The organism is Falsiroseomonas sp. CW058 (assembly GCF_050563535.1).
Taxonomy (GTDB): Bacteria; Pseudomonadota; Alphaproteobacteria; order Acetobacterales; family Acetobacteraceae; genus Falsiroseomonas.
Window position 1 is genome coordinate 1 of record NZ_JBNXUO010000036.1, and the last position, 24825, is coordinate 24825.

Genomic DNA, 24825 nt, shown 5'->3' on the forward strand with positions numbered 1-24825 from the left:
CGCCCTGGGCCTTCGTGGCGGCGCCGGAACACGCGGCCTCGGCCACCGCCATCCGGGCGGGGATCGCGCCCGCGAAGCCGCCGCCGCGGGCGGAGTTTCCGCGGGTGCTGCGCGCATGGCGGATGCAGCCGGACGCGCTGGCTGCTAGTTGACGTCGAATCGAACGAGAGAGGAGGCGGCCATAGCCCGCGCCCCGAAGGCAGACGACGAAACCCCGAAGCCGCGGCGCACCGCGGCGAAGCCCGCCGCGAAGCCGAAATCCGGCGCCGCCGGCACCCGGCCGGCCGCGAAGGCGGCCACGAAGCCGAAGGCAAGCGCGCCGAAGGCCGCGGCCGGGAAGGCGGCGACCAAACCGAAGGCGGCAGCGCCGAAGGCCGCCGCGAAGACGAAGGCCGCCGCGCCGAAGGCCGCGCCCAGCAAGGCCGCGGCGAAACCCGAGGCCCCGGCCGGGGCGAAGCCGAAGGCGGCGGCCGCGAAGCCGAAGGCCGCCGCGGCCCGGAAGGCGGCCGCCGGAACGTCGAAGGCCGCCGCGCCCCGGAAGGCGGCCGCGAAGCCCGGGGCAGCCGCGAAGGCGGCCGCCCGCAAGCCGGCCAGCCCGCCAGCCCCGCCCCGCCCCGCCCGCGCGAAGCGCGCGCCGCGCCAGAAGGTCGAGCCCGCGCTGCTCGACCGCCTGGTCGTCGCCGCGACGCGGAGCCTGGAGGACGACAAGGCCGAGAATGTCCTCGTGCTCGACGTCACCGGCCGCGCCGACTACGCCGACCGCCTGGTGATCGCCACCGGCCTCGCCGACCGGCAGATCCAGGCCATGGCGACGCATCTGGAGGACGCCTTCGAGAAGGAGGGCATGAAGCTGAAGCGCGATGCCATCCAGGGCTCGCCGGATTGGGTGCTGATCGACTGCGGCGACCTGGTGGTCCACCTGTTCAAGCCGGAGGCCCGCGCGCTCTACGCACTGGAACGGATGTGGGGGCCCGACAGCCCCTCCGCGCAGGACCGGACGCCGCTGCCGGATGACGGCGCGGGCGGGTCGACCGCGGGGGAGGAGGACGAGGAATAGCGGCGCCGATGCCGGCCGCGCCCCGCCCCGGCGCGCCCGCGCGGGGCGGGCCGGGGTTGGCGGCGTGACCGCGCGCGCCGTCACGCTTCTCGCGGTCGGGCGGATGAAGCCCGGCCCGGAACGCGCGCTCTACGAGCATTATGCCGAACGGCTCCGCCCCGCCCCCGTGGTGGTGGAGATCCCGGAAGCCCGCGGCAGCGCCGCGGAGATCCGCCGGCGCGAGGGCGCGGCGCTGCTCGCCGCGCTGCCCGCGGGGGCGGTCGCCGTCGCGCTCGACCTCGGCGGGGAGGCGCCGGGCAGCGAGGGCTTCGCCGCCCTGCTCGACCGCTGGGCGGGCACCGGCAAGCCGCTCGCCTTCCTGGTCGGCGGGGCGGAGGGGCTGGACCCCGGGGTGCTGGCGCGGGCCGACCACCGCATCGCGCTCGGCCCCATGACATGGCCTCATTTCCTGGTGCGGGGGCTGCTGGCCGAACAGCTCTACCGCGCGCAGGCGATCCGGCGGAACCACCCTTACCACCGCGCCTGGCGGCCCGGGTGACGGGGCGGCACGCGGCGGCTGTTGCGGGGAAGGGGCATGGTGGGGGCATCATGCGCGGCACCCCGAATCGGACCCGCGCCCCATGACCGCCCTGATCCTCGCCGCCCTGCTCTGGGTCTTCATCCATGTCGGCATCTCCGGCACGCGGCTGCGCGATGCCGTGGTGGCGCGGCTGGGGGAGCGGCGGTTCACCCTGGTCTTCTCCGTCGCCTCCGCCGTCGCGATCCTGCTGCTCGTGATGGCCTGGCGGGGGGCGGAGACCACCTTCCTCTGGGCCGCGCCGGCGTGGCTGCGCTGGATCCTCGCGGCGCTGATGCTGCCGGCCTTCGTGCTGTTCATGGCCAGCCACCGGCGAAACCCCACCGCGGTCGGCGCGAAGGGCCTGGGGGAGGAGCCGCGCGGCATCCAGCGCATCACCCGCCACCCGATGCTGTGGTCCTTCGCCATCTGGGGCTTCGTGCATGTCGTTGGCAACGGCGACAGCGCCAGCCTGGTGTTCTTCGGCACCTTCCTCGTCACCGCCCTGGCCGGGATGCCCTCGATCGACGCGAAGCTGGCACGGCGCCACGGCGTGGCGTGGGACGGCTTCGCGGCGAGGACATCCGTGGTCCCCTTCGCGGCCATCGCCGCCGGGCGGAACCGGCTGGCGCTGGGGGAGATCGGGTGGATGCCGCCGGTGGCGGGCCTGGTGCTGTGGGCGGCGCTGCTGCATTTCCACCGCGGCATCTTCGGCGTGCCGGCGCTGATCCTGGGCTGAGCCGCGGGCGGCCCTTGAAGCCGGGGCGCGGCCGGGCCATTCCCTGCCGCGCCGCATCAAGGGGGCCGGGGTCGGATGCAGGAAGTTCTCATCGCGGCGGATGCCGCCGACACGCCGCGCGCGCGCGTCGCGCGGCTCGTCGCCTCCGCGCCGTTCCAGCGGACGGTGATCGGGCTGATCCTGTTCAACGCCCTCACCCTCGGGCTCGAGACCTCGGATGCGGTGATGGAGGAGTGGGGCGGGCTGCTGCATGCGGTCGACCGCGCGCTGCTGGTGCTGTTCAGCGTGGAGCTCGCGCTGCGCGCCTATGCCTTCCGCGCCCGCTTCCTGCGCGACCCCTGGGGCATCTTCGACCTGGTGGTGGTCGCCGTCTCCTGGGCGCCGGACAGCGGGCCATTGGCGGTGCTGCGCGCATTGCGCGTGCTGCGCGTGCTGCGGCTGGCGAGCGTGGTGCCGAGCCTGCGGACGGTGGTGGAGGCGATGCTGGCCGCGCTGCCGGGGATGGGCAGCATCGTGCTGCTGATGCTGCTGATCTTCTACGTCTTCGCGGTGATGGCGGTGAAGCTGTTCGGCGGCGCGATGGAGGAGCAGTTCGGCGACCTCGGCACCGCGCTGTTCACGCTGTTCCAGCTGATGGCGATGGACGACTTCGGGAATGTCGTGCGCCAGGCGATGGGCCACCACCCCTGGGCCTGGCTGTTCTTCATCCCCTTTTCCATCATCGCCACCTTCGTGGTGCTGAACCTGTTCATCGGCGTCATCGTCGAGAGCATCCAGACGCTGCGCGAACAGCGCGAGAGCGCGGATGCGCGCGCCGCGCAGGTCGCCACCGACGCGGCGCGGAGCGAGGCGCACCTGGACGCGCAGGCGCTGCTGGCCGAGATCCGCGCGCTGCGGGCGGAGGTCGCGGCGCTGCGGCAGGAGAGGGCCGGTTGACCGCCCGCGCGACGCGGCGCTAGGTCCGCCGAAGCCCCGCCGGAGAACGCCCGATGCCCGCCCCCCGCCCCGTGATGCTCGTGATCCTCGATGGCTGGGGCTGGCGTGAGGAGGCGGCGGACAATGCCGTGCGGCAGGCCGACACGCCCTGCTTCGACGCGCTCTGGGCGAAGGGGCCGCGCGCCTTCCTCCGCACCTCGGGCCGCGATGTCGGCCTGCCCGACGGGCAGATGGGCAATTCGGAGGTCGGGCACCTCAACATCGGCGCGGGGCGCGTGGTGATGCAGGACCTGGTGCGCATCGACGCCGCCTGCGAGGACGGGTCCATCGCCGCCATGCCGCCGCTGGCGGAGCTGTTCGGCCGGGTGAAGGCCGCGGGCGGCGTGCTGCACCTGATGGGCCTGCTCTCCCCGGGCGGCGTGCACAGCCACCAGGACCACGCCGTCGCGCTGGCGCGCGCCGCAACCGGGCAGGGCCTGCGCGTGCTGGTCCATGCCTGGACCGACGGGCGCGACACGCCGCCGCAATCCGCGCCCGGCTACCTCGCCCGGTTCGAGGCGGCGCTGCCCGCGGGCGCGAAGGTCGCGACCCTGTCCGGCCGCTACTTCGCGATGGACCGCGACAACCGCTGGGAACGCGTGCGCCTGGCGCATGACGCGATGGCCGCCGCCCGCGCGCCGCGCTTCGCCACCGCGCAGGCCGCGGTCGCCGCCGCCCATGCCGCCGGCACGACGGACGAGTTCATCCCCCCCGCAGCCATCGGCGACTTCGCGGGGATGCGCGACGGCGACGGGCTGCTCTGCTTCAACTTCCGCGCCGACCGGGTGCGGCAGACACTGGCCGCCTTCCTCGATCCCGGCTTCGGCGGCTTCCCCGTCTCCCCCGCCATCCGCTTCGCCGGCGCGCTGGGGATGACGGAGTACAGCGCCGCGCTGAACCCCTTCATCGCGACCCTGTTCCCGCCGCAGTCCATGGCCAACATCCTGGGCCAGGTGGTCGCCGCGGCGGGGCGCACGCAGCTGCACATGGCGGAGACGGAGAAATACCCGCACGTCACCTACTTCCTGAACGGCGGCGAGGAGGCGCCCTATCCCGGCGAGGACCGCATCATGGTCCCCTCCCCCAAGGTCGCGACCTACGACCTCCAGCCCGAGATGTCGGCGGCCGAGCTCGGCGCGAAGGCGGAAGCCGCGATCCGCAGCGGCAGGTACGACCTGATCGTGCTGAACTTCGCCAACCCCGACATGGTGGGCCACACCGGCAGCCTGCCCGCCGCCATCCGCGCCTGCGAGGCGGTGGACCACGAGCTGGCGCGCATCGCCGAGGCGGTGGAGGCGATGGGCGGCTGCCTGCTGGTCACCGCCGACCACGGCAATGCGGAGCTGATGCGCGACCCCGCCACCGGCGGCCCCCACACCGCGCACACGACCAACCCCGTGCCGGTGCTGCTGCACATGCCGCCCCGCGCGGCGTCGCAGGGCGGCCCCGCCGTGGTGCTGCATGACGGGCGGCTGGCCGACATCGCGCCGACGCTGCTGGCGCTGATGGACCTGCCGCAGCCGCCGGAGATGACCGGGCGGTCCCTGCTGGGGTAGCGGCCCGCCCCGTCAGCCCAGCAGGCGGCGATACGCCCCGGCCTCCACGCAGGCGGCCTGGGCCGCGACGCCCGCCTCGATCGCGTCGCGGAAGCCGCCCTCGGACCGGGACCGGATGTAGTCCTTGCTGGCCCGGAAGGCGTCCGGGTCGGCGGCGGCCATCGCCTGCGCGGCGGCGACAGCGCGCGCGGGCAGCACGGCCGCCGGCACCACCGCATCCACCAGCCCCGCGGCCCGCGCGGCCTCCGCATCCAGGCCCTCGCAGGCGAGCGCCATGCGGCGGACCACGCCCTCGCCCGCATGCAGCCCGATCAGGAAGGGGCCCATCACGCTGGCCAGGCCGGCGCGGATCTCGGGCTGGAGCAGCCGCGCCGCCGGCGACGCCAGGCGCAGGTCGCAGCACAGCGCCATCTGCAGCCCCGCGCCCGCCGCCGCGCCGCCGACCGCGGCGACCATCGGCTTCGGGAAGCGCCGGATGGCGTCGTACAGCGCGCCGAGCCCGCGCACCCAGCCCTCCACATTGGCGGCATCCAGCGCCCGCAGCACCGCCCGGTCCTGCCCGGCGCAGAAGCCCTCGTCGGTGCCGCCGAGCACGACGGCCCGCACCGCGGGGTCGGCCGCCGCCCCGTCCAGCGCGGCGATGAGGGAGAGGCGCATCGCCTCGGTCAGCGCGTTGCGCCGGCCCGGATGGAACAAGGTGAGGAGGAGGATGCCCTCCTCCGGCGTGGTGGACAGGACGGCGTCGTTCGGCATCCGCCCCGCATAGCGCGCCCCTAGTTCAGCAGGAACTGCCCGTCGGCATAGGTCAGCTCCGCCGGCCGCATCAGGGCGGAGGAGGCGACGCGGACGGAATGCAGCGGCGCCTCGATCTCGCGCTTCCAGAAGTCGAGGAAGCGGCCGAGTTCGGGGAAGCGGGGCGCCATGTCGTGCTTCTGCCAGATGAAGGTCTGGAGCAGGCCCGGATGGTCCGGCAGGTGATAGAGGATCTCGGCGGTGGTCAGCCGCCAGTCCGGCAGCGTTTTGAAGCGGGCGAGGTGCTGGAGGTGGCTGAGATCCATCTTGCTCCCCATGCGGCCCCGCGATGCGGGGCGGTTGCCGGTTGCGCCGCCGCGCGGCGTTCCTTTCCTGTTCCGGCGCCGGTTGCGGATGCGGTGGCGCCGGAGGGAAAGGATGCCACGAGGTCAGGGCGGGAACGCAAGAAAAAGCTTTTGGTTTCAATGCATTAGCACTCGCACTCCGAGAGTGCTGCCGATGCTTGACGCAGCCGCGTGCTTCCCCTAGATCGTTGGCACTCCTCTGGGGGGAGTGCCAACGGGTGCCGCAACGGGCCCGGCGGCCGACATGATCTCCGGAAGAGCTTGCCACTCAATTGGAAGCGACAGGAGAGGATCCTATGAAGTTCCGACCCCTGCATGACCGCGTTCTCGTTCGTCGCGTGACGGCCGAGGAGAAGACCGCGGGCGGCATCATCATCCCCGACACCGCCAAGGAAAAGCCGCAGGAGGGCGAGGTCATCGCCGTCGGCTCCGGCACGCTGAACGACAAGGGCGAGCTGCGCGCGCTCGACGTCAAGGCGGGCGACCGCATCCTGTTCGGCAAGTGGTCGGGCACCGAGGTGAAGCTCAATGGTGAGGAGCTCCTCATCATGAAGGAGAGCGACATCATGGGCATCCTCGACAACCCTTCCGTGGCGAAGGCCGCCTGACGACGCAAGGGGGCGGGCGCGCGGATCGCGACAGCCCCCTGAGGTCGGCCTCCAGGCCGCATCTTCGCATCGTCTCCTCAACGGACCAGATCAGGGATTAACCACACATGGCTGCCAAGGACGTGAAGTTCGGCGCCGGCGCGCGCGAGCGGATGCTGCGCGGCGTCGACATCCTCGCCGATGCGGTGAAGGTGACGCTCGGCCCCAAGGGCCGCAACGTCGTGATCGACAAGAGCTTCGGCGCGCCGCGGATCACCAAGGACGGCGTGACCGTCGCCAAGGAGATCGAGCTGGCCGACAAGTTCGAGAACATGGGCGCGCAGATGGTGCGCGAAGTGGCCTCGAAGACCAACGACATCGCGGGCGACGGCACCACCACCGCCACCGTGCTGGCCCAGGCGATCGTGCGCGAGGGCGCCAAGTCGGTCGCCGCCGGCATGAACCCGATGGACCTGAAGCGCGGCGTCGACAAGGCGGTGGCCGAGGTCGTCAAGTACCTCGAGTCCAACACCAAGAAGATCACGACCTCCGCCGAGGTCGCCCAGGTCGGCACGCTGTCGGCCAACGGCGAGGCCGAGATCGGCGAGATGATCGCCAAGGCGATGGAGAAGGTCGGCAACGAGGGCGTCATCACGGTCGAGGAAGCCAAGAGCATCCAGACCGAGCTCGACGTCGTCGAGGGCATGCAGTTCGACCGCGGCTACGTCTCCCCGTATTTCATCACGAATGCGGAGAAGATGATCGCCGAGATGGACAACCCCTACATCCTGATCTTCGAGAAGAAGCTGTCGGGCCTGCAGCCCATGCTTCCCCTGCTCGAGTCGGTGGTGCAGTCGGGCCGTCCGCTGGTGATCGTGGCCGAGGACGTCGAGGGCGAGGCCCTCGCCACGCTCGTCGTCAACAAGCTGCGCGGCGGCCTGAAGGTCGCGGCCGTCAAGGCGCCGGGCTTCGGTGATCGCCGCAAGGCGATGCTCGAGGACATCGCGATCCTGACCGGCGGCCAGGTGATCTCCGAGGATCTCGGCATCAAGCTCGAGAACGTCACCCTCAACATGCTGGGCAAGGCCAAGACCGTCCGCATCGAGAAGGAGAACACCACGATCGTCGACGGCGCCGGCTCCAAGGAGGAGATCAACGGCCGCTGCGAGCAGATCAAGGCGCAGATCGAGGAGACCACCTCGGACTACGACCGCGAGAAGCTGCAGGAGCGGCTGGCGAAGCTCGCCGGCGGCGTCGCCGTGATCCGCGTGGGCGGCTCCACCGAGGTCGAGGTGAAGGAGCGCAAGGACCGCGTCGACGACGCGCTGCACGCGACCCGCGCCGCGGTCGAGGAAGGCATCGTGCCGGGCGGCGGCGTCGCCCTGCTGCGCGCCTCAACCAAGCTCGGCCACCTCAAGGGCCTGAACAACGACGAGCAGGTCGGCATCGAGATCGTCCGCCGCGCCATCCAGGCGCCGCTGAAGCAGATCGCCGAGAACGCCGGCAAGGACGGCGCGGTCGTGGCGGGCGAGACGCTCCGCAACGACAGCCCGACCTTCGGCTACGACGCCCAGAAGGACGAGTACAAGGACCTCGTGGCCGCCGGCATCATCGACCCGACCAAGGTCGTGCGCACGGCGCTGCAGGATGCGGCTTCCGTCGCGTCGCTGCTGATCACCACCGAGGCGATGATCGCCGAGCGTCCGGAGAAGAAGGCCGCGGCCCCGGCCGGCGGCCCCGGCATGGGCGGCGACATGGACTTCTGATCCGCTCCGCGGATCGGGGACTTCTGATCCGCTCCGCGGATCGGGGACTTCCAATCCGCCACGCGGATCGGATGCGAAGGGGGGCGGGCCGCAAGGCCCGCCCCTTTTTTCATTCCTGCCCGCACCGCCGCCGTTGCATTGACAAGCGCGTGACCGACCCGCCCCGTCGTTGATTCACGCGCGCGGCACCGCGCATCCTCGGCCCGTCATCGCGTGTGGTTCGCCTTGCCGTGCCTCCCGGGCCGTCGCCCGGGCCGCCTCCAGGTTCCGCCGTCGCATGGCGCCCCGTCCGGGCGATCGGCGCCCGGACACAGGTCTTGAGGAGCGCGGATCGCATGGCGACCGGCACCGTGAAGTGGTTCAACGCGACCAAGGGCTTCGGCTTCATCGTCCCGCAGGATGGCGGGAAGGACGTGTTCGTCCACATCACCGCCGTGCAGAAGGCAGGGCTCCAGGGCCTGAACGAGGGCCAGAAGGTGACGTACGAGATCGCGATGGAACGCGGCAAGGCCGCCGCCATCAACCTCCGCCCCGCCTGATTCGGCCGGCAGGGGGCGACCGGTCACCCCACGTGACCGGTCCCGCCTGACGCCGCCACCGGGCCGGCGGGGCCGGCCCCCGGCGTCACCCCGCGCGCGTCTCCTGCACGAAGACGCGGCGCGCCCCGGCTTCCCGCAGCAGCTGCTCCACCCGCGCGCGCGTCTCGGCATCCGGCGCCTGCAGGCCGATCACCGGGCCATCCGCCACCGGCGGGTCCATCGCGCGGCCGCTGTCGGTCGCCGGCGCCGCGGCGTTGCCGATCGCCTCCCCCACCGCGCCGGAGGCGACCCCGGCCGCCGCCGCGGCCGCCACCGCCGGCAGCGCCGCCCCGCCGGTGGCGATGACGATGCCGGCCGCCGCCATGGCGCTGCCCGCCATTGCGATGCCGACCGCGTTCTGGCGCAGGTTCCGGCGGTCCGCCTGCTCGGGATTTTCGTCGGGCGGGCCGACCTGGCCCTCATTCGCGGCGATGCCGGCCGGCGCGACGCCGGCCGGCGCGGCTTCCAGCCCGGGGTCGCGCGCGCCGGCGGCGCGCAGCCGCGCCATGGCGTTGTCGCGCGCCGCCTCGTCGGCGAATTCGCCCCAGACGACGGGGATCGCAAGCGGCGTCTCGTCCCGCTCGCCCGTCCACTGGCTGCTGTCGACCACGATGGCCATGGCTGCACCCTCCGCTATGCTTGGCTGTCGCCGCGGTGAACGCCGCGCCGCCACCATGTTTCCGCCGGAGGCCCCCGCGTGTTCGACCTGCCCGCCCTGGAGGACGCCGCCCGCCTGGTGCATGGCGTCTTCCCGCCCACGCCCCAATACGCCTGGCCCCTGCTGGCCGCGCGCAGCGGGGCGGAGGTCTGGGTCAAGCACGAGAACCACACGCCGACCGGCGCCTTCAAGGTCCGAGGCGGCCTGGTCTACCTCGACCGGCTGAAGCGGGAACGCCCGGCCACGCCCGGCATCGTCTCCGCCACCCGCGGCAACCACGGGCAGAGCCTCGCCTTCGCCGGCGCGCGGGCGGGCGTGCCGGTGACCGTCGTCGTCCCCCGCGGCAACAGCACGGAAAAGAACGCCGCGATGCGCGCCCAGGGCGCGCGCCTGGTCGAGCACGGCGCGGATTTCGACGCGGCGCGGGAGGAGGCGATGCGCCTCGCGGCCGAAGGGGGGCTGGAATTCGCGCCCTCCTTCGCGCCGGACCTGGTGCGCGGCGTCGCAACCTATGCGCTGGAACTGTTCCGGGGCGCGCCGCCGCTCGATGCGCTCTATGTCCCGGTCGGGCTCGGGTCCGGCATCTGCGGCTGCATCATGGCGCGCGACCTGCTCGGCCTGCGGACCGAGATCATCGGCGTGCAGAGCACGGGCGCGCCGGCCTATGCGCTCTCCCTCGCCGCCGGGCATGTCGTGACCACGCCCACCGCCGTCACCCATGCCGACGGCATGGCGACGCGGGTGCCCGACCCGGCAGCCTTCGAGATGATCCGGCGCGGCGCATCACGCATCGTCACCGTGACGGATGACGAGGTGGCGGCCGCCATCCGCGCCTACTGGCAGGACACCCACAACCTGGCCGAGGGCGCCGGCGCCGCCCCCCTCGCCGCCCTGCTGCAGGAGAGGGAGAGGATGCGCGGCCGGCGCGTCGCCACCATCCTGTGCGGCGGCAACATCGACCTCGACCTGTTCCGCGACTGGGTGCTGGCATGACCGGCCTGCTGATCCGCGACTGCCGCCCGATGGGCGGGCCGGCGGCGGACATCCTCGTCGCCGCCGGGCGCATCGCGGCGATCGGCCCGGGCCTTTCCGCCCCCGCCGGGACGCCGGTGGAGGAGGGCCGCGGCCTGCTCGCCCTGCCCGCCTTCGTCGAGGGGCACACCCATCTCGACAAGACGCTCTGGGGCACGCCCTGGTGGGTGAACGAGGTCGGCCCGCGGTTGATCGACCGGATCGAGGCGGAGCGGCGGGAACTCGCCCGCCGCGACCACGACCCCGCGGCCGCGGCGGAACGCCTGGCGCGCGCCTTCCTCCTCCGCGGCACCACCCGCATCCGCAGCCATGCCGATGTCGCGCCGGAGATCGGTACCCGCCACGCCGATGCGCTGGTCGCGCTGCGGGACGCGCTGCGCGGGACGATGGACATCCAGGTGGTCGCCTTCCCGCAATCCGGCCTGCTGGTGCGGCCCGGCACGCTGGACCTGCTGGACCGCGCGCTGCGGAACGGGGCGGACATCCTGGGCGGGCTCGACCCCTCCGGCATCGACCGCGACCCGAAGGGGCATTGCGACGCGATCTTCGGCCTGGCGGCGCGGCACGGCGTGCCGCTCGACATCCACCTGCACGAGCCGGGCGAGCTCGGCGCCTTCGCGCTGGAGCTGATCATCGAGCGGACGCTGGCGCAGGGCATGCAGGGCCGCGTGGTGGTCAGCCACGCCTTCTGCCTGGGCGAGGTGGCGCGCGCCCCGGCGCTGCACGAGGCGCTGGCCGCGGCGGGCATCGCGCTGGCCACCACCGCGCCGCCGTCGCGGCCGGTGCCCTCGGTCCGGGCGGCGCGGGCGGCGGGGGGGCGGATCTTCGCCGGCAATGACGGCATCCGCGACACCTGGAACCCCAACAACGGCCCGGACATGCTCCAGCGCGCCTGGCTCGTCGCGCTGAAGAACGACTTCCGGCGCGACGACGAGATGGAGCTCGCCTTCCGCATGGTCACCGACTGGGCGGCCGCGGCCTGCGGCTTCGAGGCCTGCGCCCTGGCGGAAGGGCAACGCGCCGACCTCGTGCTGCTGGAGGCGGAGAACCCGCTGGAGGCGGTGGCGGTGCAGCCGCCGCGGCGGCTGGTGGTCAGCCATGGGCGGGTGGTGGCACGGGACGGCGCGGCGGTTCCGTAACGAACGACGGGGGCGCGGCGCCGTTTCCTGCCGGAACGCCGCAGGAGCCGCGCATGAAGATCCACCATCTCGACCTCGGCCCGTGCCGCCCGCTCGGCGGCCGGCTGATGGATGGCGTCAGCCCCGGCACGGTGGCGCGGCTGTCCTGCCACTGCCTGCTGGTCGAGACGGACCACCACGGTCTGGTGCTGGTCGATACCGGCTTCGGCCTGCGCGACGCGCTGCGCCCGGCGCCGCGGCTGCCCGCCTGGAACATCGCCCTGCTGCGCCCGCGGCTCGACCCCGAACGCACGGCGATCCGGCGGCTGAAGAAGATCGGCTTCCGACCGACCGATGTGCGCCACATCGTGATGACGCACCTGGATTTCGACCATGCCGGCGGGCTGGTGGACTTCCCGCATGCCGCCGTCCACCTGACCGCCGCCGAGGCCGAGGCCGCGACCCATCCGCGCGGCCTGCGCGACCGCACGCGCTGGCGGCGGGTGCAGTGGGGCGACACGCGGCGCTGGCACACGGTGGAGACGCGGCTGGGCAGCCGGGGCGGCGGGGAGACGTTCTTCGGCCTGCGCAACGTTCGAGAGATCGAGGGGCTGCCGCCGGACTTCCTGTTCGTCCCCCTGCCCGGCCACACGCCGGGCCATGCCGGCGTCGCGGTGAAGGGCCCGCGCGGCTGGATGCTGCATGCGGGCGACGCCTATTTCAACCGCGACGAGGCGCATGGCGACGGATCGGCCCCGCCGCTGGTCGCGGCCTATGAGCGGCTGATGGCCGACAACGACGCGGCGCAGCGCGACAGCCTGATGCGCCTGCGGCAGATGCTCCGCACGCCGGAGGCCGACCTCGCGGTGTTCTGCACCCATGACGCGGTGGAGTTCGTCGCCATGGCCGCCTGGAGCGAGAGCGACTACGCGCCCCCCGTCTCGGCCCCCGCGCCGGCCGCCGGGAACGAGGCGCTCGCGGCGGACGAGGCCGCGGCCTGACGCGCGGCCCACTTCGTGGGCCGCTTTGCGCGCCCTCAGGCGCCGGGCGGCCGCATCCGCGGCCTTGGCTCGCCGCACATGCGGCGGCGGCCATCCGGCCGCTCGGCCCACTTCGTGGGCCGCACAGGCCACCGCCTTGTGCCGCTCGCGTCAATCGGCCAGCGCGCGTGCCGCGCTCAATCGGCCAACGCGCGTCCCGCGCGATGCCGCCGCAGCAGCCACAGCCCGATCCCCACCGACACCGCCAGCAGCACCACGGCCAAGCCGAGCTGCCACGTCCCCTCGACCCGGACCCCCTTGCCGAGCAGCGCGAAGACCACGGTCTGCGGCAGGTAGCCCACCGCCGACCCCAGCAGGAAGGGCAGCGCCTTCAGCCCCGCCAGCCCCGCCAGCAGGTTCAGCGCCAGGTTGTTGCCGACCGGCAGCAGCCGCAGCGCCAGCGTCGCCTCGAAGGGGTTGGCGGTCAGCGCGTCGCGCAGCGGCCGCAGGCGGTGGCCGAAGCGCCCGGCCATCCGCCGCTCCGCCCAGTCCCGCCCCAGCAGCCGCGCCCAGCCATAGCTGGCAGCGCAGCCCAGGAGCTGCGCCCCCAGCCCCAGCAGCGTGCCGAGCGCCGCGCCGAAGGCGTAGCCGCCGAGGAAAGCCACGCCCTGCCGCGGCACGCCAGCCGCGGTGATGGCGGCGCCGACCAGCACGAAGACCAGCTCGCCCCACAGGCCCTCGTCCCGGATCGAGGCATCGACCCAGGCCGTGCCGGGCACGCCGCCCATCTCGCGCAGCAGCGCGCCCGCGGCGACCAGCCCCGCCGCCAGCACCAGCAGCTTGCCCAGCGCCCGCCAGCGGCCCTGCATCAGCCCGCCGGCCCGGCCTGCCCCGCCGGCGGCACGCCGGCCATCCGCTCCGCCACCGGCGGCACGCCGGCCATCCGCTCCGCCACCGGCCGCTTCCAGCGCCGCTGCAGCCAGATGACGCCCAGCATGTCAGCGATGCTCACCGCCAGCCGGTCCAGCGTGCCGTAGTTGGACACGCCGCGGATCCGCGGCCGGTGGTTCACCGCCTCGCTCACCACCCGCCCGCCCTGGCGCAGCACCAGCGCGGGAAGGTAGCGGTGCATGTGGTCGAAGCGCGGCAGGTCCAGGAACAGGGCGCGCGGGAACAGCTTCAGCCCGCAGCCGGTGTCGGGCGTCGCATCGCCCAGCAGCCGCGCGCGCACGGCATTGGCCACCCGGCTGCTGATCCGCTTCACGCCGCTGTCCCGGCGCGTCACGCGGTGGCCCGCCACCATCACCATCGGCGCCGCCGTCCCCGCCGCCTCGGACCGCGCGCGGGCCCAGAGCCGGGGGATGTCCGACGGATCGTTCTGCCCGTCGCCATCGAGCGTCGCGATCCAGGGCGCGCGGGCGGCGAGCACGCCGCTGACCACCCCGGCCGACTGCCCGCAGGATGCGCGATGGCGCAGCACCACCACGGGAAAGCGCGCCGCGGCCTCCGCCAGCCGCGCCGCCGTGTCGTCGGTGGAGCCGTCGTCGACGCAGACCACCTCGTGCGGCGTGTCGCCCAGCGCGCGGGCGATCTCCTCGACCAGGGGCAGGACGTTCGGGCCCTCGTTGCGCATCGGGATGACCACGGACAGCAGCGGGGCATCGGGCAGGGGGCGGGATGGGAAGGCGGGCGCCGGGTCGGCGCCGAGCGGCCGGTCCGGCCCCGTGATGTGGTCGGGGGCCATGCGGCGCGGGGTAGCAGGGGGCGCCCGGGCCGGCAAGCGCGCATGATGCCGCGCGGCATTCTGCGGAGTGGGGCTGCTGCGAAGTCGGAAACTCGCTTCTATATAGCGCCCATGCCCTTCGACCTGCATCCCCTGACCCTTCCCGATGCCGAACGTCCCGCCCGCCGCGATGCCCGCGCGGTCGCGCTCTGGCTGCTGTCCGTGGCGGGGCTGGTCTGGGCGATGGTGGCGATCGGCGGCGCGACGCGGCTGACCGGGTCGGGCCTGTCCATCATGGAATGGGCCCCGCTGTCCGGCGCCATCCCGCCGCTGACGGAAGCCGAATGGCGCCGGCTCTACGACCTCTACCGCACCATCCCGCAATACGCCCTGGTCAACCAGGGCTTCGGGATCGAGGGGTTCAAGGAGATCTTCTGGCTGGAATGGATCCACCGGCAGTGGGGCCGGCTGATCGGGCTGGCCTATGCCGGCGGCCTCGCCTGGTTCTGGCTGCGCGGGCGCATCCCGGCCGGCGCCAAGCCGAAGCTGCTCGGGCTGCTCGCGCTTGGCGGGCTGCAGGGCGCGATCGGGTGGTACATGGTCGCCTCCGGCTTCGAGGCGGACCGCACCGCCGTCTCCCCCTATCGGCTGGTCATCCACCTCGGCCTGGCGCTGGTGATCTTCTCCGCCCTGCTCTGGACCGCGCTCGGCCTGCTGCGGCCCGAAGGCGCGGCGCCGGCCGAGGCACGGCCGGTGCGGCGAATGGTGAAGGCCGCCGCCTGGGCGGTGGTGGCGGCGATGCTGGCGGGCGGCTTCGTCGCCGGCATCCGCGCCGGCTTCACCTACAACACCTTCCCGCTGATGGACGGGCGGCTGGTGCCGGAAGGGTATCTCGACCTCGCGCCCTGGTGGCGGAACCTGACCGCCAACCTCGCCGCGGTGCAGTTCAACCACCGCCTGCTCGCCACCCTGGCCGGGCTGATGGCGGCGGGCAGCGTCTGGGCGGCCTTCCGCCGCCTGCCGGACAGCTTCGCCCGGCGCGCGGTGCTGGCCTTCGGGGCCGCGGTCGCGCTGCAATACGCGCTCGGCGTGGTGACGCTGCTGCATGTGGTGCCCGTCGCCCTCGGCACCGCCCACCAGGCGGTGGCGGTCCTGGTGCTCGCCGCCGCGCTCGTCGCGCTGCATGCGCTGCGGCCGAAGCCGGGCACGGCATGACGGACGGGCCCGCCCTGCGCCCGGTGCTCGACGCGCTGCCCTATGGCATCGCCGTCATCGATGGCGCGTCGCGGCTGGCCTACACCAATGCGGGTTTCTGGCGGCTCGTCGGGGTGGATGCGGCGCTCTGCCCGCCGGGGACGGCCCTGCGCGACCTCGTGCGGATGCTCTGCTACCGCGGCTTCTACGGCGCGGGTGACCCCGAGGCGCAGACCGTGGCGGTGATGGCGGTGGACCGCAGCCGCCCCTCGGTCCGGCGCCTGCGCCTGCTGGACGGCACGCGCATGGTGGAGATCGCCTCCGTCCCGCTGCCCGGCGGCGCCTTTGCCACCTGCGCGCACGAGATCACGGACCTGGTGCAGGCCGGCGCGCAGGCGCAGGACCGCGTGCGCCTGGCCGAGAACGTGCTGGCCAGCCTGAGCGGCGGGGTCATCGCCTATGACGGCGCGCACCGCGTGACGCTGGCCAATGCCGCGATGGAGACGCTGACCGGCTGCCTGCCGGGCTCCATCCGGCCCGGCATGACGCATCGCGACGTGCTCGCCGCGCAGGTCGCGCGCGGCGAGTTCATCAACACCGATGCCGCCGCCGAGGTGGCGGAGCGGCTGGCGCGCAACCGCGCGGTGCATTCGGTGCGTCAGCGCGAACGCCCGGACGGCAGCGTGCTCCGGCTGGAAAGCCACCCGCTGGCCGATGGCGGCTTCGTGGTGGAGGTGAACGACATCACCGCCCTGAAGCGCGCCGAGGACGAGGCGCGCCGCCGCGCGGCCGTGCTGGACGGCGTGCTGGAGGCGCTGCCGCACGGCGTGGTGGTGTTCGGCCCCGACCGGCGCGCGGTGATGTTCAACGCCGCCTATGCCCGCATCATGTCCGGCACCGGCGCGCGCATCGGCGAGACGGTGGAGGACCTCGTCGCCCGCCGCCGCGCCGAGGGCGAATACGACGAGGCGACCGCAGCCCAGGTCCTGCTGCGCTTCGCCGCGACGGCGGAAGGGGAGGCGGCGCGCCGGGCCGGCATGTACCGCGTGCGCCGCGACGGCACCGCGGTCGACAACCGCATGGCGCGGCTGCCCGACGGCGGCATCATCTCCGTCTTCACCGACGTCACCGCCCTGCACCGCGCGGAGGAGGATGCGCGCGCCCGTGCCGCCCTGCTCGACGCCGTGCTGGATGCGCTGCCGGACGGGGTCGTGGTCTACGACGCCGACCGGCGCGCGCGCATGGCCAACGCCGCCTACCGCCGCATCATGGGCGAGGCGGGGGTGCGGATCGGCGAGACCCTGGAGGAGGTCGCGGCCCGCCGCGTCGCCTCGGGCGAGCTGACGCGGGAACTGGCGGACGAGCTGCTGTGCCGCCATTCCGGCCCGGTCGAGCAGACGGGGCGGCCGATCCGGCGCGTGCGCGCCAACGGCACCGCCATCCTCACCCGCGCCGGGCGCCTGCCGGATGGGGGCCACATCGCGGTGATCAGCGACATCACCGCCCTGCACCGCGCGGAGGAGGAGCTGCAGCGCCGGGCCGCGCTGCTGGAGGCGAGCTTCGCCGCGATCCGCCACGGCATCGCGATCTTCGGCCCCGACCACCGCCTGCTCGCCTGGAACGACCGCACCGCCGATCTGTCGGGCATCCCGCTGGTGCACCACGCGGTCGGCCGCAGCATGGCGGAGCTGGTGGAGGAGCAGGTCGCGACCGGCGTGCTCTCCGCCGCGCAGGCGGAGGAGGCGGCGCTGATCGACCGCGCGCGCCCGCACCGCGTGGTGCGCGCGCGCGACGACGGCCGGCTGATCGAGATGCTGAGCGACCCGACGCCCGATGGCGGCTTCGTGGTCACCTTCACCGACGTCACCGCGCTGCACCGCGCCGAGGCCGAGGCGCAGCACCGCGCCGCGATGCTGGAGGCGATGCTCGGCACCATCCGCCACGGCATCATCATGTACGGCCCGGACCGCCGGCTTCTCGCGGCCAACGCCAAGGCCGCGGAGCTCACCGGGCTGCCGGCCGGGCGGATGCGCCCCGGCCGTTCCCTCGACGAGCTGATCGACGAGACGGTGCAGCTCGCGCAGCTCTCCCCGCAGGCTGGGGCGGAGATGAAGGCGATGGACCGCGACCGGCCGCAGCGGTACTGGCGCCACAAGCCGGATGGCCGCGTGCTCGACGTCGCCTCCGACCCGACGCCGGATGGCGGCTTCGTCATCACCTATGGCGACGTCACCGACGAACAGCGCATCCGCGCCGAGCTCCAGGCGGCGCGGGAGGCGGCGGAGGCGGGATCGGCCGCCAAGTCCCGCTTCCTGGCCACGATGAGCCACGAGCTGCGCACGCCGCTGAACGCGGTGATCGGCTTCTCCGAGGCGATCGCGGGCGAAGCCGACCGCGCCCGCATCGAGGACTACGCCGCTGCCATCAACGACGCCGGGCGCCAGCTGCTGCTGGTGATCGACGACATCCTCGACGTCGCGCGCAGCCAGACCGGCGCGCTGGCCATCGCGGAGGAGCCGGTGGCGATCGCGCCGCTGCTGCAGGCCGCGGCGCGCGACATGGCGCCCGCCGCCAAGGCGGCCGGGCTGGCGCTGGAACTCGTCCTGCCGGACGGCCTGCCGGCGCTGCGCGGCGACCCGCGGCGGCTGGCGCAGGTGCTGCACAAGCTGCTGTCCAACGCGGTGAAGTTCACCCCCGCGGGCGGCCGCGTCTCCCTCTCGGCCGGGCAGGAGGCGGGGGGGGTTGCGATCCGCGTGGCCGACAGCGGCATCGGCATCCCGCCCGGGGACCGCGAGCGCAGCTTCGAGCCCTTCACCCAGCTCGACGGCTCGCTCGCCCGGCGCTTCCAGGGCTCCGGCCTCGGCCTGCATCTCGCGCGCAGCCTCGCCACCGCGCTCGGCGGCACGCTCACCCTCGAGGATGCGGAGGGGCCGGGGATCGTCGCGGTGCTCCGCTTCCCCGCCGCACGCCTGGTGCAGCCGGCCACGGCCAGGTGATCTCGAACGGAAGGAGTCCGACGTGACGGACGCATTGGCTGCCACCGACACCCTGTTCTTCTCCACCCTCGACCGCGCCGCGGCCGAACGCCGGGTCGCGGAGGCGACGCGCGGCGCCGAGGACGGGGAGCTGTTCCTCGAACACCGCGAGAGCGAGGCGATCAGCCTGGAGGACGGGCGCATCCGCAGCGCCTCCTTCGACGCCACGCGCGGCTTCGGACTGCGGAGCGTGGCGGGCGAGGCCGCGGGCTACGCCCATGCCGCCGAGCTGAGCGACGCCGCGCTGGGCCGCGCGGCGGAGACGGTGAAGGCGGTGGCGGCGGGCCGTTCCGGCACGCTCGACGTGGCGCCGCGCGCCACCAACCTCCGGCTCTATTCCGAGCTGAACCCGCTTTCCGCCATGGACTTCGCGCGCAAGACCGCGCTGCTGCAGGAGATCGACGCCTTCGCCCGCGCGCGCGACGGCCGCGTGAAGCAGGTGATGGCGTCCATCACCGGCGAATGGCAGGCGGTGCAGATCCTGCGCCCCGACGGCCGGCGCGTCGCGGACCTGCGCCCGCTCGTGCGGCTCGGCGTCTCCGTCGTGGTGGAGGCGAATGGCCGGCGGGAGACGGGAAGCTTCGGCACCGGCGGCCGCTTCGCCTATGACCGGGTGCTGGGCGAGGCGTCGTGGAAGGCGGCGGTGGAGGAGGCGCTGCGCCAGGCGCTGGTCAACCTCGACAGCATCCCCGCCCCGGCGGGCGAGATGGAGGTGGTGCTCGGCCCCGGCTGGCCGGGCATCCTGCTGCACGAGGCGATCGGACACGGGCTGGAAGGCGACTTCAACCGCAAGAAGACCAGCGCCTTCGCCGGGCTGCTCGGCCAGCGCATCGCCAGCCCCGGCGTGACGGTGGTGGATGACGGCACCATCCCCGACCGCCGCGGCAGCCTGACGGTGGATGACGAGGGCACGCCCACGGGCCGCACCACGCTGATCGAGGACGGCATCCTGGTGGGCTTCCTCCAGGACCGCCAGAATGCCCGCCTGATGGGCGTGGCGCCCACCGGCAACGGGCGGCGCCAGAGCCACGCGCACATCCCGATGCCGCGCATGACCAACACCGTCATGCTCGGCGGCGCGCACGACCCGGCGGAGGTGCTGGCCAGCGTGAAGCGCGGCATCTACGCGGTGAATTTCGGCGGCGGGCAGGTGGACATCACCTCCGGCAAGTTCGTCTTCAGCGCCTCCGAGGCCTACCTGATCGAGGACGGGAAGCTCGGCGCGCCGGTGAAGGGCGCGACGCTGATCGGCAACGGGCCGGATGCGCTGACGAAGGTGGCGATGGTCGGCAACGACATGGGCCTCGACCCCGGCATCGGCACCTGCGGCAAGCAGGGGCAGGGCGTGCCGGTGGGCGTCGGCCAGCCGACGCTGAAGATGACGGGGCTGACCATCGGCGGCACGGCCGTCTGAAGGGGGCGCTGCGTCAGGGGCGCGGCGTCACCAGCTTCCCCAACGCCGCCGCCCATTGCGCCCCGTCGCCCTCGTGGTCGGTGGTGTCGGGCTCCAGCACGGCCAGCGGCAGGCCGCAGCCGCGCGCATCCGGGGCGAGGCGCGACGCATAGGCGACGAACAGCACCTCCGTCCCCTCGGCGCCGAACAGCGCCTGCACGGCCCCCGCCACCGCGCGCATTCGTCGCGCATCCAGGCGGAAATCCAGCCGCTGCGGCGCGATGTCGGGCAGGCGCGCCAGGTTGTTCTGCGTGTTGGACAGCACGAAGACGCGGCGTTCGAGCGACCGCAGCGCGACGAAGCGGTCCCAGCGGCGGGCCATGCGGGCCTGCATCGCCGCGAAATCCCCTGCCGCGCCGTCCCCCTCCATCGGGTCGTGCCACAACCAGACGCCGTGGCGCGGCCAGAAGGGGCGCTGCGCCGCCACCAGTTCGCCCGGCTCGGCCGGGATGCGGGTCTCGCTCCGCAGCAGCCGCGCCACCGCATCGGGCGGCGCGAACATCCAGTCCAGCGGGAAGGACCGCGGGGCCAGCGCCTCGCCCATGCGTTCGGCCAGCAGCGGGGCGTGCAGCCGGATCTGCCGCGCCGTCTGGCAGGACGCGCCGAGGCTGACCACGGCCGAGCGGGCACCGAGGAGGGACATGCGCGCGGACCATCGCAGGGTGGGCCCCGGCGCGGAACCCCGGCGCTTTCCTTTTCGCCCGTTTGCGCGGACAAACCATGGTGGGGCGGAACCGCGCCCCGCCAGACGTCCAGGGACGACACCATGCTGCTGCGCGGCCGTCACTTCTTCGCCAATCCGGGCCCCACCAATATCCCCGACAGCGTGCTGCACGCCGTGTCGCACCACACGGTGGACTTCATGGGCCCCGACTTCCTCGCGGTCTACGATGCCTGCGTGGCCGGGCTGAAGCGCGTGCTGCGGACGGAGCAGCACCTGTTCATGTACACCGGCTCGGGCCATGCGGCGTGGGAGGCGACGCTCGCCAACCTGTTCTCGGCGGGCGACCGCATCCTCATCGTCGAGACGGGGCATTTCTCCGTCTCATGGGGCGCCATGGCGGCCGATCTCGGGCTGGTGGTGGAAGGCTGCGCGGCGGATTGGCGGCGCGGGCTGGACTACGCCGCGCTGCGCGCCGCGCTCGCCGCCGATGCGGCTCACGGGCTGAAGGCGGTCTGCGTGGTCCACAACGAGACCTCCACCGGCATGACGCTCGACCTGCCGCGCATCCGCGCCATCCTGGACGAGACGGGGCACCCCGCGCTGCTGCTGGCCGACACCATCTCCTCGCTCGGCTCCATCGAGTTCCGGATGGACGAATGGGGCGTCGATGCCGCGGTGGGCGGCAGCCAGAAGGGGCTGATGCTGCCGGTCGGCTTCAGCTTCACCGGCGTGTCGGAAAAGGCGATGGCGGCGCACCGGGCCTCGACCCTGCCGAAGCACTATTTCGGCTGGACCACCATGCTCCAGCGCCGCCACAAGTCCTTCATCGGCACCGTGCCCATCGCGCTGTTCTACGGCCTGCAGGAGGCGCTGCGCCTGATCGAGGAGGAGGGGCTGGACCGCGTGCTGGCCCGCCATGCGCGGCTGGCGGAGGCGACGCGCCGCGCGGTGCGGCACTGGGCGGGCAATGACGGCCCGCAGTTGTTCTGCCTGTCGCCCGAGCGCGTGTCGAACTCCGTCACCTCCATCCTGGTCCCGGAGGGGTTCGACGCCGAGGCGCTGCGCCGGCGCGTGGCGACGATGAATGTCGCGCTCGGCACCGGGCTCGGCCGGCTGCACGGCAAGGTCTTCCGCATCGGCCATCTCGGCGACCTGAACGAGCCGATGATCCTAGGCACCCTCGCCGCGACCGAGATCGCGCTGAAGCTCGAAGGCGTGCCGCATGCGCCGGGCGGCGTCGATGCGGCGATGGCCTGGCTCGCGCAGACCGCGGGCTGAGCGGAGCGGGGGCGGCGCGCGCCACCCCCGCCCGCCGCGCTCCTACCCCGCCAGCGCCGCGCGCACGCGGTCCGGCGTGAAGGGGATCTCCGCCACGCGGCGGCCCGTCGCGTCGAGGATGGCGTTGGCGATCGCCGCCCCGGTCGGGCCCTGGCTGCCCTCTCCCACGCCGAGCGAGGGCAGGTCGGGGCGGTCCATCAGCACGCTCTCGATCGGCGGCACCGCCTCGAATCCCAGGATCGGGTAGGCGGCGTAGTCCTCGCTGACCATGCGCCGCGCGTCCCAGCGCCCCTCCTCCAGCAGCGTCCAGGACGCCGCCTGCACCATGCCGCCCTCGATCTGGTTGGTGACGCCGTCCGGGTTCACCAGCCGCCCGGCCTCGGTCGCGGCCCACATCTTCCGGACATGGACCCTGCCGGTCGCGGGCTCCACCGCCACGCGGGCGACCACGGCGACATGGCTGTCGCTGTTCTTGTATTTCGACAGCCCGACGCCGGTGCCGACCAGCAGCGTCCCCTCCGCCTGCCCGCGGCCGGGGGTCACGGCGCGCGGCTGCCAGCCCGAGACCTCGACCGCGCGGCGCAGCACGGCGGCCAGCCGCGGGTCCCGCAGGTGGCGCAGCCGCCAGGCCACCGGATCGACCCCGGCCTCGGCCGCCAGGTCGTCCATGAACATCTCCGCCGCGACCGCGTTGAAATAGCCGCCGAGCGTGCGGAGCGCGGAGGTGCGGACCGGCATCTCCGCGTGGAAATGCGTGGTCACGCGCTGGCCGGGCACGGCGTAGATCGGCACCGCGTTGCGCGCGGCGGCGCCGTTCGGCAGCGGCCCGTCCACCACCGGCGACATCGGCACCGGGTTCTCCAGGTACCAGGCGGAGCGCAGGTTGCAGCCCGTGGTGCCGCCCGGCCGGGTGGAATGGGGGAAGGACCAGACATCGTGCCCCCAGGACGCGATGGACCCGTCCGCGCCGAGCCCCGCTTCCATCCGCACCACCATGGCGGAGCCCCAGGGCTCCCACACCATCTCCTCCTCATGCGTCCAGTGGACGCGCACGGGGCGGCCGGGCACGGCGCGCGCCAGCAGCGCGGCATCCAGCGCCACGTCGTCGGCGCCGTTGTGGCCGTAGCAGCCCGAGCCCTGGACATGGATGACGCGCACCGCCGCCGCGTCCATCCGCAGCCCGCGCGCCAGGTCGCCGCGCAGCGGGAAGGGCCCCTGGGCGTGCGACCAGACGGTCAGCCGCCCGTCCTTCCACTCCGCCAGCGCGCAGGACGCGCCGATCGAGGCATGCGCCTGGAAGCCGCGGCGGTACTCCGCCCGTTTCGTGCGCACCGCGGCGGGACCGGCGGGGGTCGTGTGGATGGTGTCCACCTTCGCCGGCGCGGTCAGCAGGTGGTCGAACACGCCCCGGCCGCCGAAGATCGGCGCGCCGTCCTGCCAGGTGGCGGCGGCGGCGATGCGGCGGGCGGCGTCGTTGGCCTGTTCCTCGCGCCGGGCCACCACGCCCAGGAAGCTGCCGTCGCGCACCACCTCCACCACGCCCGGCAGGGACTTCGCCCAGGCGAGGTCGAGCGCCACGAGCCGCGCCGCATAGGCCGGCGGCCGCGCCACGGCGCCGAACAGCATCCCCTCCGGCCGCAGGTCGTGGATGAAGACCTGCCGGCCGAACACCTTGGCCGGGATGTCGGTGCGCGGCATCGAGGTGCCGACAAGGGTCGCGGCCCCCGGCGGCTTGCGCCGCGCCGCCGTGTCCACCGGCCGCACCAGGGACACGCGGGCGGCGGCTTCCGCATAGGTCATGCGGTGGCCGCCGATGCCCTCGATCACGCCGTCCTTCACGCTGACCGCCGCGCGTTCCACCCCCCAGGCCTCGGCCGCGACGCCCACCAGCGTGGCGCGCGCATCGGCGCAGGCGACGCCCAGCGCCTCCCCCCCGAAGCGGATGGACTGGCTGCCGGCGGTGACCCCCTCATCCGCCGTCTCGGCGGTGTCGCCGGAGATCAGCTCCAGCCGGTCGGGCGCGACGTCCAGTTCTTCCGCCGCGATCTGGCGCATCGCGGTCAGCACGCCCTGGCCCAGCTCGACCCGGCCGGTCAGCACCACGATGCGCCCGTCCGGCGTGATGCGGACCCAGCTGTCGAGCCGCGGGTTGGCGCGCAGCATCGGCGTGACGGCCGGCGCCTGCGCCTGCGCGCCGTCCAGCCGGAAGCCGATGGCGAGGCCGGCCGCGCCGGCACCGAGTGCCGCGAGGAAGCCGCGGCGGGAGGGGGAGAGGCTCTCGGCGCCCATGGTCATGCCCCCTGCCCGCCGGCCGCGCGCATCACGGCGCGGACGATGCGCGGCTGCGTGCCGCAGCGGCACAGGTTGTGGTCCAGCGCGTCGCGCACCGCCGCCTCGCTCACCGGGCCACGATGCTCGGCGAGCAGCCCGGCCGCCTGCATGATCATGCCATTGGTGCAGTAGCCGCATTGCGCCGCCTGTTCGGCGATGAAGGCGGCCTGGAGGGGATGCGGGCGTTCCGGCGTGCCGAGGCCCTCGAGCGTCGTGATCTCGTGGCCCACCGCGTCGCCCGCGCGCATCTGGCAGGACCGCGTGGCGCGGCCGTCGACCAGCACGGTGCAGGCGCCGCATTGCCCGCGCCCGCAGCCGAGCTTGGGTCCGTTGAGCCGCAGGTCGTTCCGCAGCGCATAGACCAGCGGCGTGTCGGCCTCGGCCTCCACCGCGGACGCGCGCCCGTTGACACGGAGCTGGAGCATCCGGCGTTTCCTTTCCCCTCATT

The 24825-nt window shown here is 73.9% G+C and carries 24 protein-coding genes; 15 read left to right on the plus strand and 9 right to left on the minus strand.

Features of this window, described 5'->3' with window-relative positions:
- Positions 1-144: 144 nt before the first annotated feature.
- Complete coding sequence (locus ACK8OX_RS21470) at positions 145-708, minus strand: hypothetical protein (protein ID WP_430666297.1); 564 nt, start codon at positions 706-708, stop codon at positions 145-147.
- Positions 709-724: 16 nt separating this feature from the next.
- On the opposite strand from ACK8OX_RS21470, the gene rsfS reads away from it, so the two are divergent.
- The 5 genes from rsfS to gpmI all read left to right on the plus strand — a co-directional run bounded on the left by rsfS (position 725) and on the right by gpmI (position 4883).
- Positions 725-1057: a ribosome silencing factor gene (rsfS, locus tag ACK8OX_RS21475; protein WP_430666298.1), complete on the plus strand. Its 333-nt coding sequence runs from the start codon at positions 725-727 to the stop codon at positions 1055-1057.
- Between the two features lie 64 nt (positions 1058-1121).
- Positions 1122-1595 (plus strand): 23S rRNA (pseudouridine(1915)-N(3))-methyltransferase RlmH, encoded by a 474-nt coding sequence (locus ACK8OX_RS21480; RefSeq protein WP_430666299.1) that lies wholly within the window; start codon positions 1122-1124, stop codon positions 1593-1595.
- A gap of 82 nt (positions 1596-1677) precedes the next feature.
- Complete coding sequence (locus tag ACK8OX_RS21485) at positions 1678-2352, plus strand: NnrU family protein (protein WP_430666300.1); 675 nt, start codon at positions 1678-1680, stop codon at positions 2350-2352.
- A 75-nt stretch (positions 2353-2427) separates the two neighbouring features.
- On the plus strand, positions 2428-3288 hold the full coding sequence (locus ACK8OX_RS21490) for an ion transporter (protein WP_430666301.1): 861 nt from the start codon (positions 2428-2430) through the stop codon (positions 3286-3288).
- 53 nt (positions 3289-3341) lie between these two features.
- Positions 3342-4883 (plus strand): 2,3-bisphosphoglycerate-independent phosphoglycerate mutase, encoded by a 1542-nt coding sequence (gene gpmI / locus ACK8OX_RS21495; RefSeq protein ID WP_430666302.1) that lies wholly within the window; start codon positions 3342-3344, stop codon positions 4881-4883.
- Positions 4884-4895: 12 nt separating this feature from the next.
- On the opposite strand, the gene ACK8OX_RS21500 is transcribed toward gpmI, so the two are convergent.
- On the minus strand, positions 4896-5636 hold the full coding sequence (locus tag ACK8OX_RS21500) for an enoyl-CoA hydratase/isomerase family protein (protein WP_430666303.1): 741 nt from the start codon (positions 5634-5636) through the stop codon (positions 4896-4898).
- 20 nt (positions 5637-5656) lie between these two features.
- Positions 5657-5941 (minus strand): usg protein, encoded by a 285-nt coding sequence (locus ACK8OX_RS21505; protein WP_430666304.1) that lies wholly within the window; start codon positions 5939-5941, stop codon positions 5657-5659.
- Between the two features lie 335 nt (positions 5942-6276).
- Between ACK8OX_RS21505 and groES the strand changes: the two genes are divergently transcribed.
- The 3 genes from groES to ACK8OX_RS21520 all read left to right on the plus strand — a co-directional run bounded on the left by groES (position 6277) and on the right by ACK8OX_RS21520 (position 8872).
- Positions 6277-6588 (plus strand): co-chaperone GroES, encoded by a 312-nt coding sequence (groES, locus tag ACK8OX_RS21510; protein ID WP_430666305.1) that lies wholly within the window; start codon positions 6277-6279, stop codon positions 6586-6588.
- Positions 6589-6695: 107 nt separating this feature from the next.
- Positions 6696-8333 carry a chaperonin GroEL gene (gene groL, locus ACK8OX_RS21515; protein ID WP_430666306.1) on the plus strand — a complete coding sequence of 546 codons (1638 nt, stop codon included), beginning with the start codon at positions 6696-6698 and terminating at the stop codon, positions 8331-8333.
- A 335-nt stretch (positions 8334-8668) separates the two neighbouring features.
- Entirely contained in the window at positions 8669-8872 is a 204-nt protein-coding gene (locus ACK8OX_RS21520) for a cold-shock protein (protein WP_430666307.1), read from the plus strand.
- An 85-nt stretch (positions 8873-8957) separates the two neighbouring features.
- On the opposite strand, the gene ACK8OX_RS21525 is transcribed toward ACK8OX_RS21520, so the two are convergent.
- Positions 8958-9530, minus strand: a complete 573-nt coding sequence (locus tag ACK8OX_RS21525; protein ID WP_430666308.1) for a hypothetical protein — start codon at positions 9528-9530, stop codon at positions 8958-8960.
- A 78-nt stretch (positions 9531-9608) separates the two neighbouring features.
- Here ACK8OX_RS21525 and ACK8OX_RS21530 point away from each other — a divergent pair, with 78 nt between their 5' ends.
- Genes ACK8OX_RS21530 through ACK8OX_RS21540 form a run of 3 tightly spaced genes read left to right on the plus strand, consistent with a single transcriptional unit; the run spans position 9609 to position 12720 of the window.
- On the plus strand, positions 9609-10562 hold the full coding sequence (locus ACK8OX_RS21530) for a threonine dehydratase (protein ID WP_430666310.1): 954 nt from the start codon (positions 9609-9611) through the stop codon (positions 10560-10562).
- Positions 10559-11740, plus strand: coding sequence for an amidohydrolase family protein (locus ACK8OX_RS21535; RefSeq protein WP_430666311.1), 1182 nt, complete (start codon positions 10559-10561; stop codon positions 11738-11740). Before ACK8OX_RS21530 ends, ACK8OX_RS21535 begins: the two co-directional genes overlap by 4 nt.
- Before the next feature lie 53 nt (positions 11741-11793).
- Positions 11794-12720 (plus strand): MBL fold metallo-hydrolase, encoded by a 927-nt coding sequence (locus ACK8OX_RS21540; protein WP_430666312.1) that lies wholly within the window; start codon positions 11794-11796, stop codon positions 12718-12720.
- 176 nt (positions 12721-12896) lie between these two features.
- Here ACK8OX_RS21540 and ACK8OX_RS21545 read toward each other — a convergent pair whose 3' ends face one another.
- Both ACK8OX_RS21545 and ACK8OX_RS21550 read right to left on the minus strand, forming a co-directional pair.
- Positions 12897-13568 carry a TVP38/TMEM64 family protein gene (locus ACK8OX_RS21545; RefSeq protein ID WP_430666313.1) on the minus strand — a complete coding sequence of 224 codons (672 nt, stop codon included), beginning with the start codon at positions 13566-13568 and terminating at the stop codon, positions 12897-12899.
- Positions 13568-14443: a glycosyltransferase family 2 protein gene (locus ACK8OX_RS21550; RefSeq protein WP_430666314.1), complete on the minus strand. Its 876-nt coding sequence runs from the start codon at positions 14441-14443 to the stop codon at positions 13568-13570. Before ACK8OX_RS21550 ends, ACK8OX_RS21545 begins: the two co-directional genes overlap by 1 nt.
- Before the next feature lie 111 nt (positions 14444-14554).
- On the opposite strand from ACK8OX_RS21550, the gene ACK8OX_RS21555 reads away from it, so the two are divergent.
- Genes ACK8OX_RS21555 through tldD form a run of 3 tightly spaced genes read left to right on the plus strand, consistent with a single transcriptional unit; the run spans position 14555 to position 20065 of the window.
- Positions 14555-15637: a COX15/CtaA family protein gene (locus ACK8OX_RS21555; protein WP_430666315.1), complete on the plus strand. Its 1083-nt coding sequence runs from the start codon at positions 14555-14557 to the stop codon at positions 15635-15637.
- The gene (locus tag ACK8OX_RS21560) at positions 15634-18612 is read left to right on the plus strand and encodes a PAS-domain containing protein (RefSeq protein ID WP_430666316.1); all 2979 of its coding nucleotides are present in this window, start codon (positions 15634-15636) and stop codon (positions 18610-18612) included. Before ACK8OX_RS21555 ends, ACK8OX_RS21560 begins: the two co-directional genes overlap by 4 nt.
- Positions 18536-20065: a metalloprotease TldD gene (gene tldD / locus ACK8OX_RS21565; RefSeq protein WP_430666317.1), complete on the plus strand. Its 1530-nt coding sequence runs from the start codon at positions 18536-18538 to the stop codon at positions 20063-20065. Before ACK8OX_RS21560 ends, tldD begins: the two co-directional genes overlap by 77 nt.
- Positions 20066-20078: 13 nt before the next feature.
- Here the strand turns inward: tldD and ACK8OX_RS21570 are convergent, their stop codons facing one another.
- Positions 20079-20747, minus strand: a complete 669-nt coding sequence (locus ACK8OX_RS21570; RefSeq protein WP_430666318.1) for a hypothetical protein — start codon at positions 20745-20747, stop codon at positions 20079-20081.
- A gap of 123 nt (positions 20748-20870) precedes the next feature.
- Between ACK8OX_RS21570 and ACK8OX_RS21575 the strand changes: the two genes are divergently transcribed.
- Positions 20871-22046: a pyridoxal-phosphate-dependent aminotransferase family protein gene (locus ACK8OX_RS21575; protein ID WP_430666319.1), complete on the plus strand. Its 1176-nt coding sequence runs from the start codon at positions 20871-20873 to the stop codon at positions 22044-22046.
- Positions 22047-22088: 42 nt separating this feature from the next.
- On the opposite strand, the gene ACK8OX_RS21580 is transcribed toward ACK8OX_RS21575, so the two are convergent.
- Complete coding sequence (locus ACK8OX_RS21580) at positions 22089-24341, minus strand: molybdopterin cofactor-binding domain-containing protein (RefSeq protein WP_430666320.1); 2253 nt, start codon at positions 24339-24341, stop codon at positions 22089-22091.
- Positions 24338-24802, minus strand: a complete 465-nt coding sequence (locus tag ACK8OX_RS21585) for a (2Fe-2S)-binding protein (RefSeq protein ID WP_430666321.1) — start codon at positions 24800-24802, stop codon at positions 24338-24340. Before ACK8OX_RS21585 ends, ACK8OX_RS21580 begins: the two co-directional genes overlap by 4 nt.
- Between the last annotated feature and the right edge of the window lie 23 nt (positions 24803-24825).

Excerpts from the sequence above, each read along its gene's own strand:
- ACK8OX_RS21570 (WP_430666318.1), bottom strand. The coding sequence starts at position 20,747 with ATGTCCCTCCTCGGTGCCCGCTCGGCCGTGGTCAGCCTCGGCGCGTCC.
- ACK8OX_RS21525 (WP_430666308.1), bottom strand. The coding sequence starts at position 9,530 with ATGGCCATCGTGGTCGACAGCAGCCAGTGGACGGGCGAGCGGGACGAG.
- ACK8OX_RS21520 (WP_430666307.1), top strand. The coding sequence starts at position 8,669 with ATGGCGACCGGCACCGTGAAGTGGTTCAACGCGACCAAGGGCTTCGGC.
- ACK8OX_RS21550 (WP_430666314.1), bottom strand. The coding sequence starts at position 14,443 with ATGGCCCCCGACCACATCACGGGGCCGGACCGGCCGCTCGGCGCCGAC.
- ACK8OX_RS21560 (WP_430666316.1), top strand. The coding sequence starts at position 15,634 with ATGACGGACGGGCCCGCCCTGCGCCCGGTGCTCGACGCGCTGCCCTAT.
- ACK8OX_RS21580 (WP_430666320.1), bottom strand. The coding sequence starts at position 24,341 with ATGACCATGGGCGCCGAGAGCCTCTCCCCCTCCCGCCGCGGCTTCCTC.
- gpmI (WP_430666302.1), top strand. The coding sequence starts at position 3,342 with ATGCCCGCCCCCCGCCCCGTGATGCTCGTGATCCTCGATGGCTGGGGC.
- tldD (WP_430666317.1), top strand. The coding sequence starts at position 18,536 with ATGCGGAGGGGCCGGGGATCGTCGCGGTGCTCCGCTTCCCCGCCGCAC.
- ACK8OX_RS21585 (WP_430666321.1), bottom strand. The coding sequence starts at position 24,802 with ATGCTCCAGCTCCGTGTCAACGGGCGCGCGTCCGCGGTGGAGGCCGAG.
- ACK8OX_RS21545 (WP_430666313.1), bottom strand. The coding sequence starts at position 13,568 with ATGCAGGGCCGCTGGCGGGCGCTGGGCAAGCTGCTGGTGCTGGCGGCG.
- groL (WP_430666306.1), top strand. The coding sequence starts at position 6,696 with ATGGCTGCCAAGGACGTGAAGTTCGGCGCCGGCGCGCGCGAGCGGATG.
- ACK8OX_RS21485 (WP_430666300.1), top strand. The coding sequence starts at position 1,678 with ATGACCGCCCTGATCCTCGCCGCCCTGCTCTGGGTCTTCATCCATGTC.
- ACK8OX_RS21540 (WP_430666312.1), top strand. The coding sequence starts at position 11,794 with ATGAAGATCCACCATCTCGACCTCGGCCCGTGCCGCCCGCTCGGCGGC.
- ACK8OX_RS21500 (WP_430666303.1), bottom strand. The coding sequence starts at position 5,636 with ATGCCGAACGACGCCGTCCTGTCCACCACGCCGGAGGAGGGCATCCTC.
- ACK8OX_RS21490 (WP_430666301.1), top strand. The coding sequence starts at position 2,428 with ATGCAGGAAGTTCTCATCGCGGCGGATGCCGCCGACACGCCGCGCGCG.
- ACK8OX_RS21555 (WP_430666315.1), top strand. The coding sequence starts at position 14,555 with ATGCCCTTCGACCTGCATCCCCTGACCCTTCCCGATGCCGAACGTCCC.
- ACK8OX_RS21575 (WP_430666319.1), top strand. The coding sequence starts at position 20,871 with ATGCTGCTGCGCGGCCGTCACTTCTTCGCCAATCCGGGCCCCACCAAT.
- ACK8OX_RS21535 (WP_430666311.1), top strand. The coding sequence starts at position 10,559 with ATGACCGGCCTGCTGATCCGCGACTGCCGCCCGATGGGCGGGCCGGCG.
- groES (WP_430666305.1), top strand. The coding sequence starts at position 6,277 with ATGAAGTTCCGACCCCTGCATGACCGCGTTCTCGTTCGTCGCGTGACG.
- ACK8OX_RS21505 (WP_430666304.1), bottom strand. The coding sequence starts at position 5,941 with ATGGATCTCAGCCACCTCCAGCACCTCGCCCGCTTCAAAACGCTGCCG.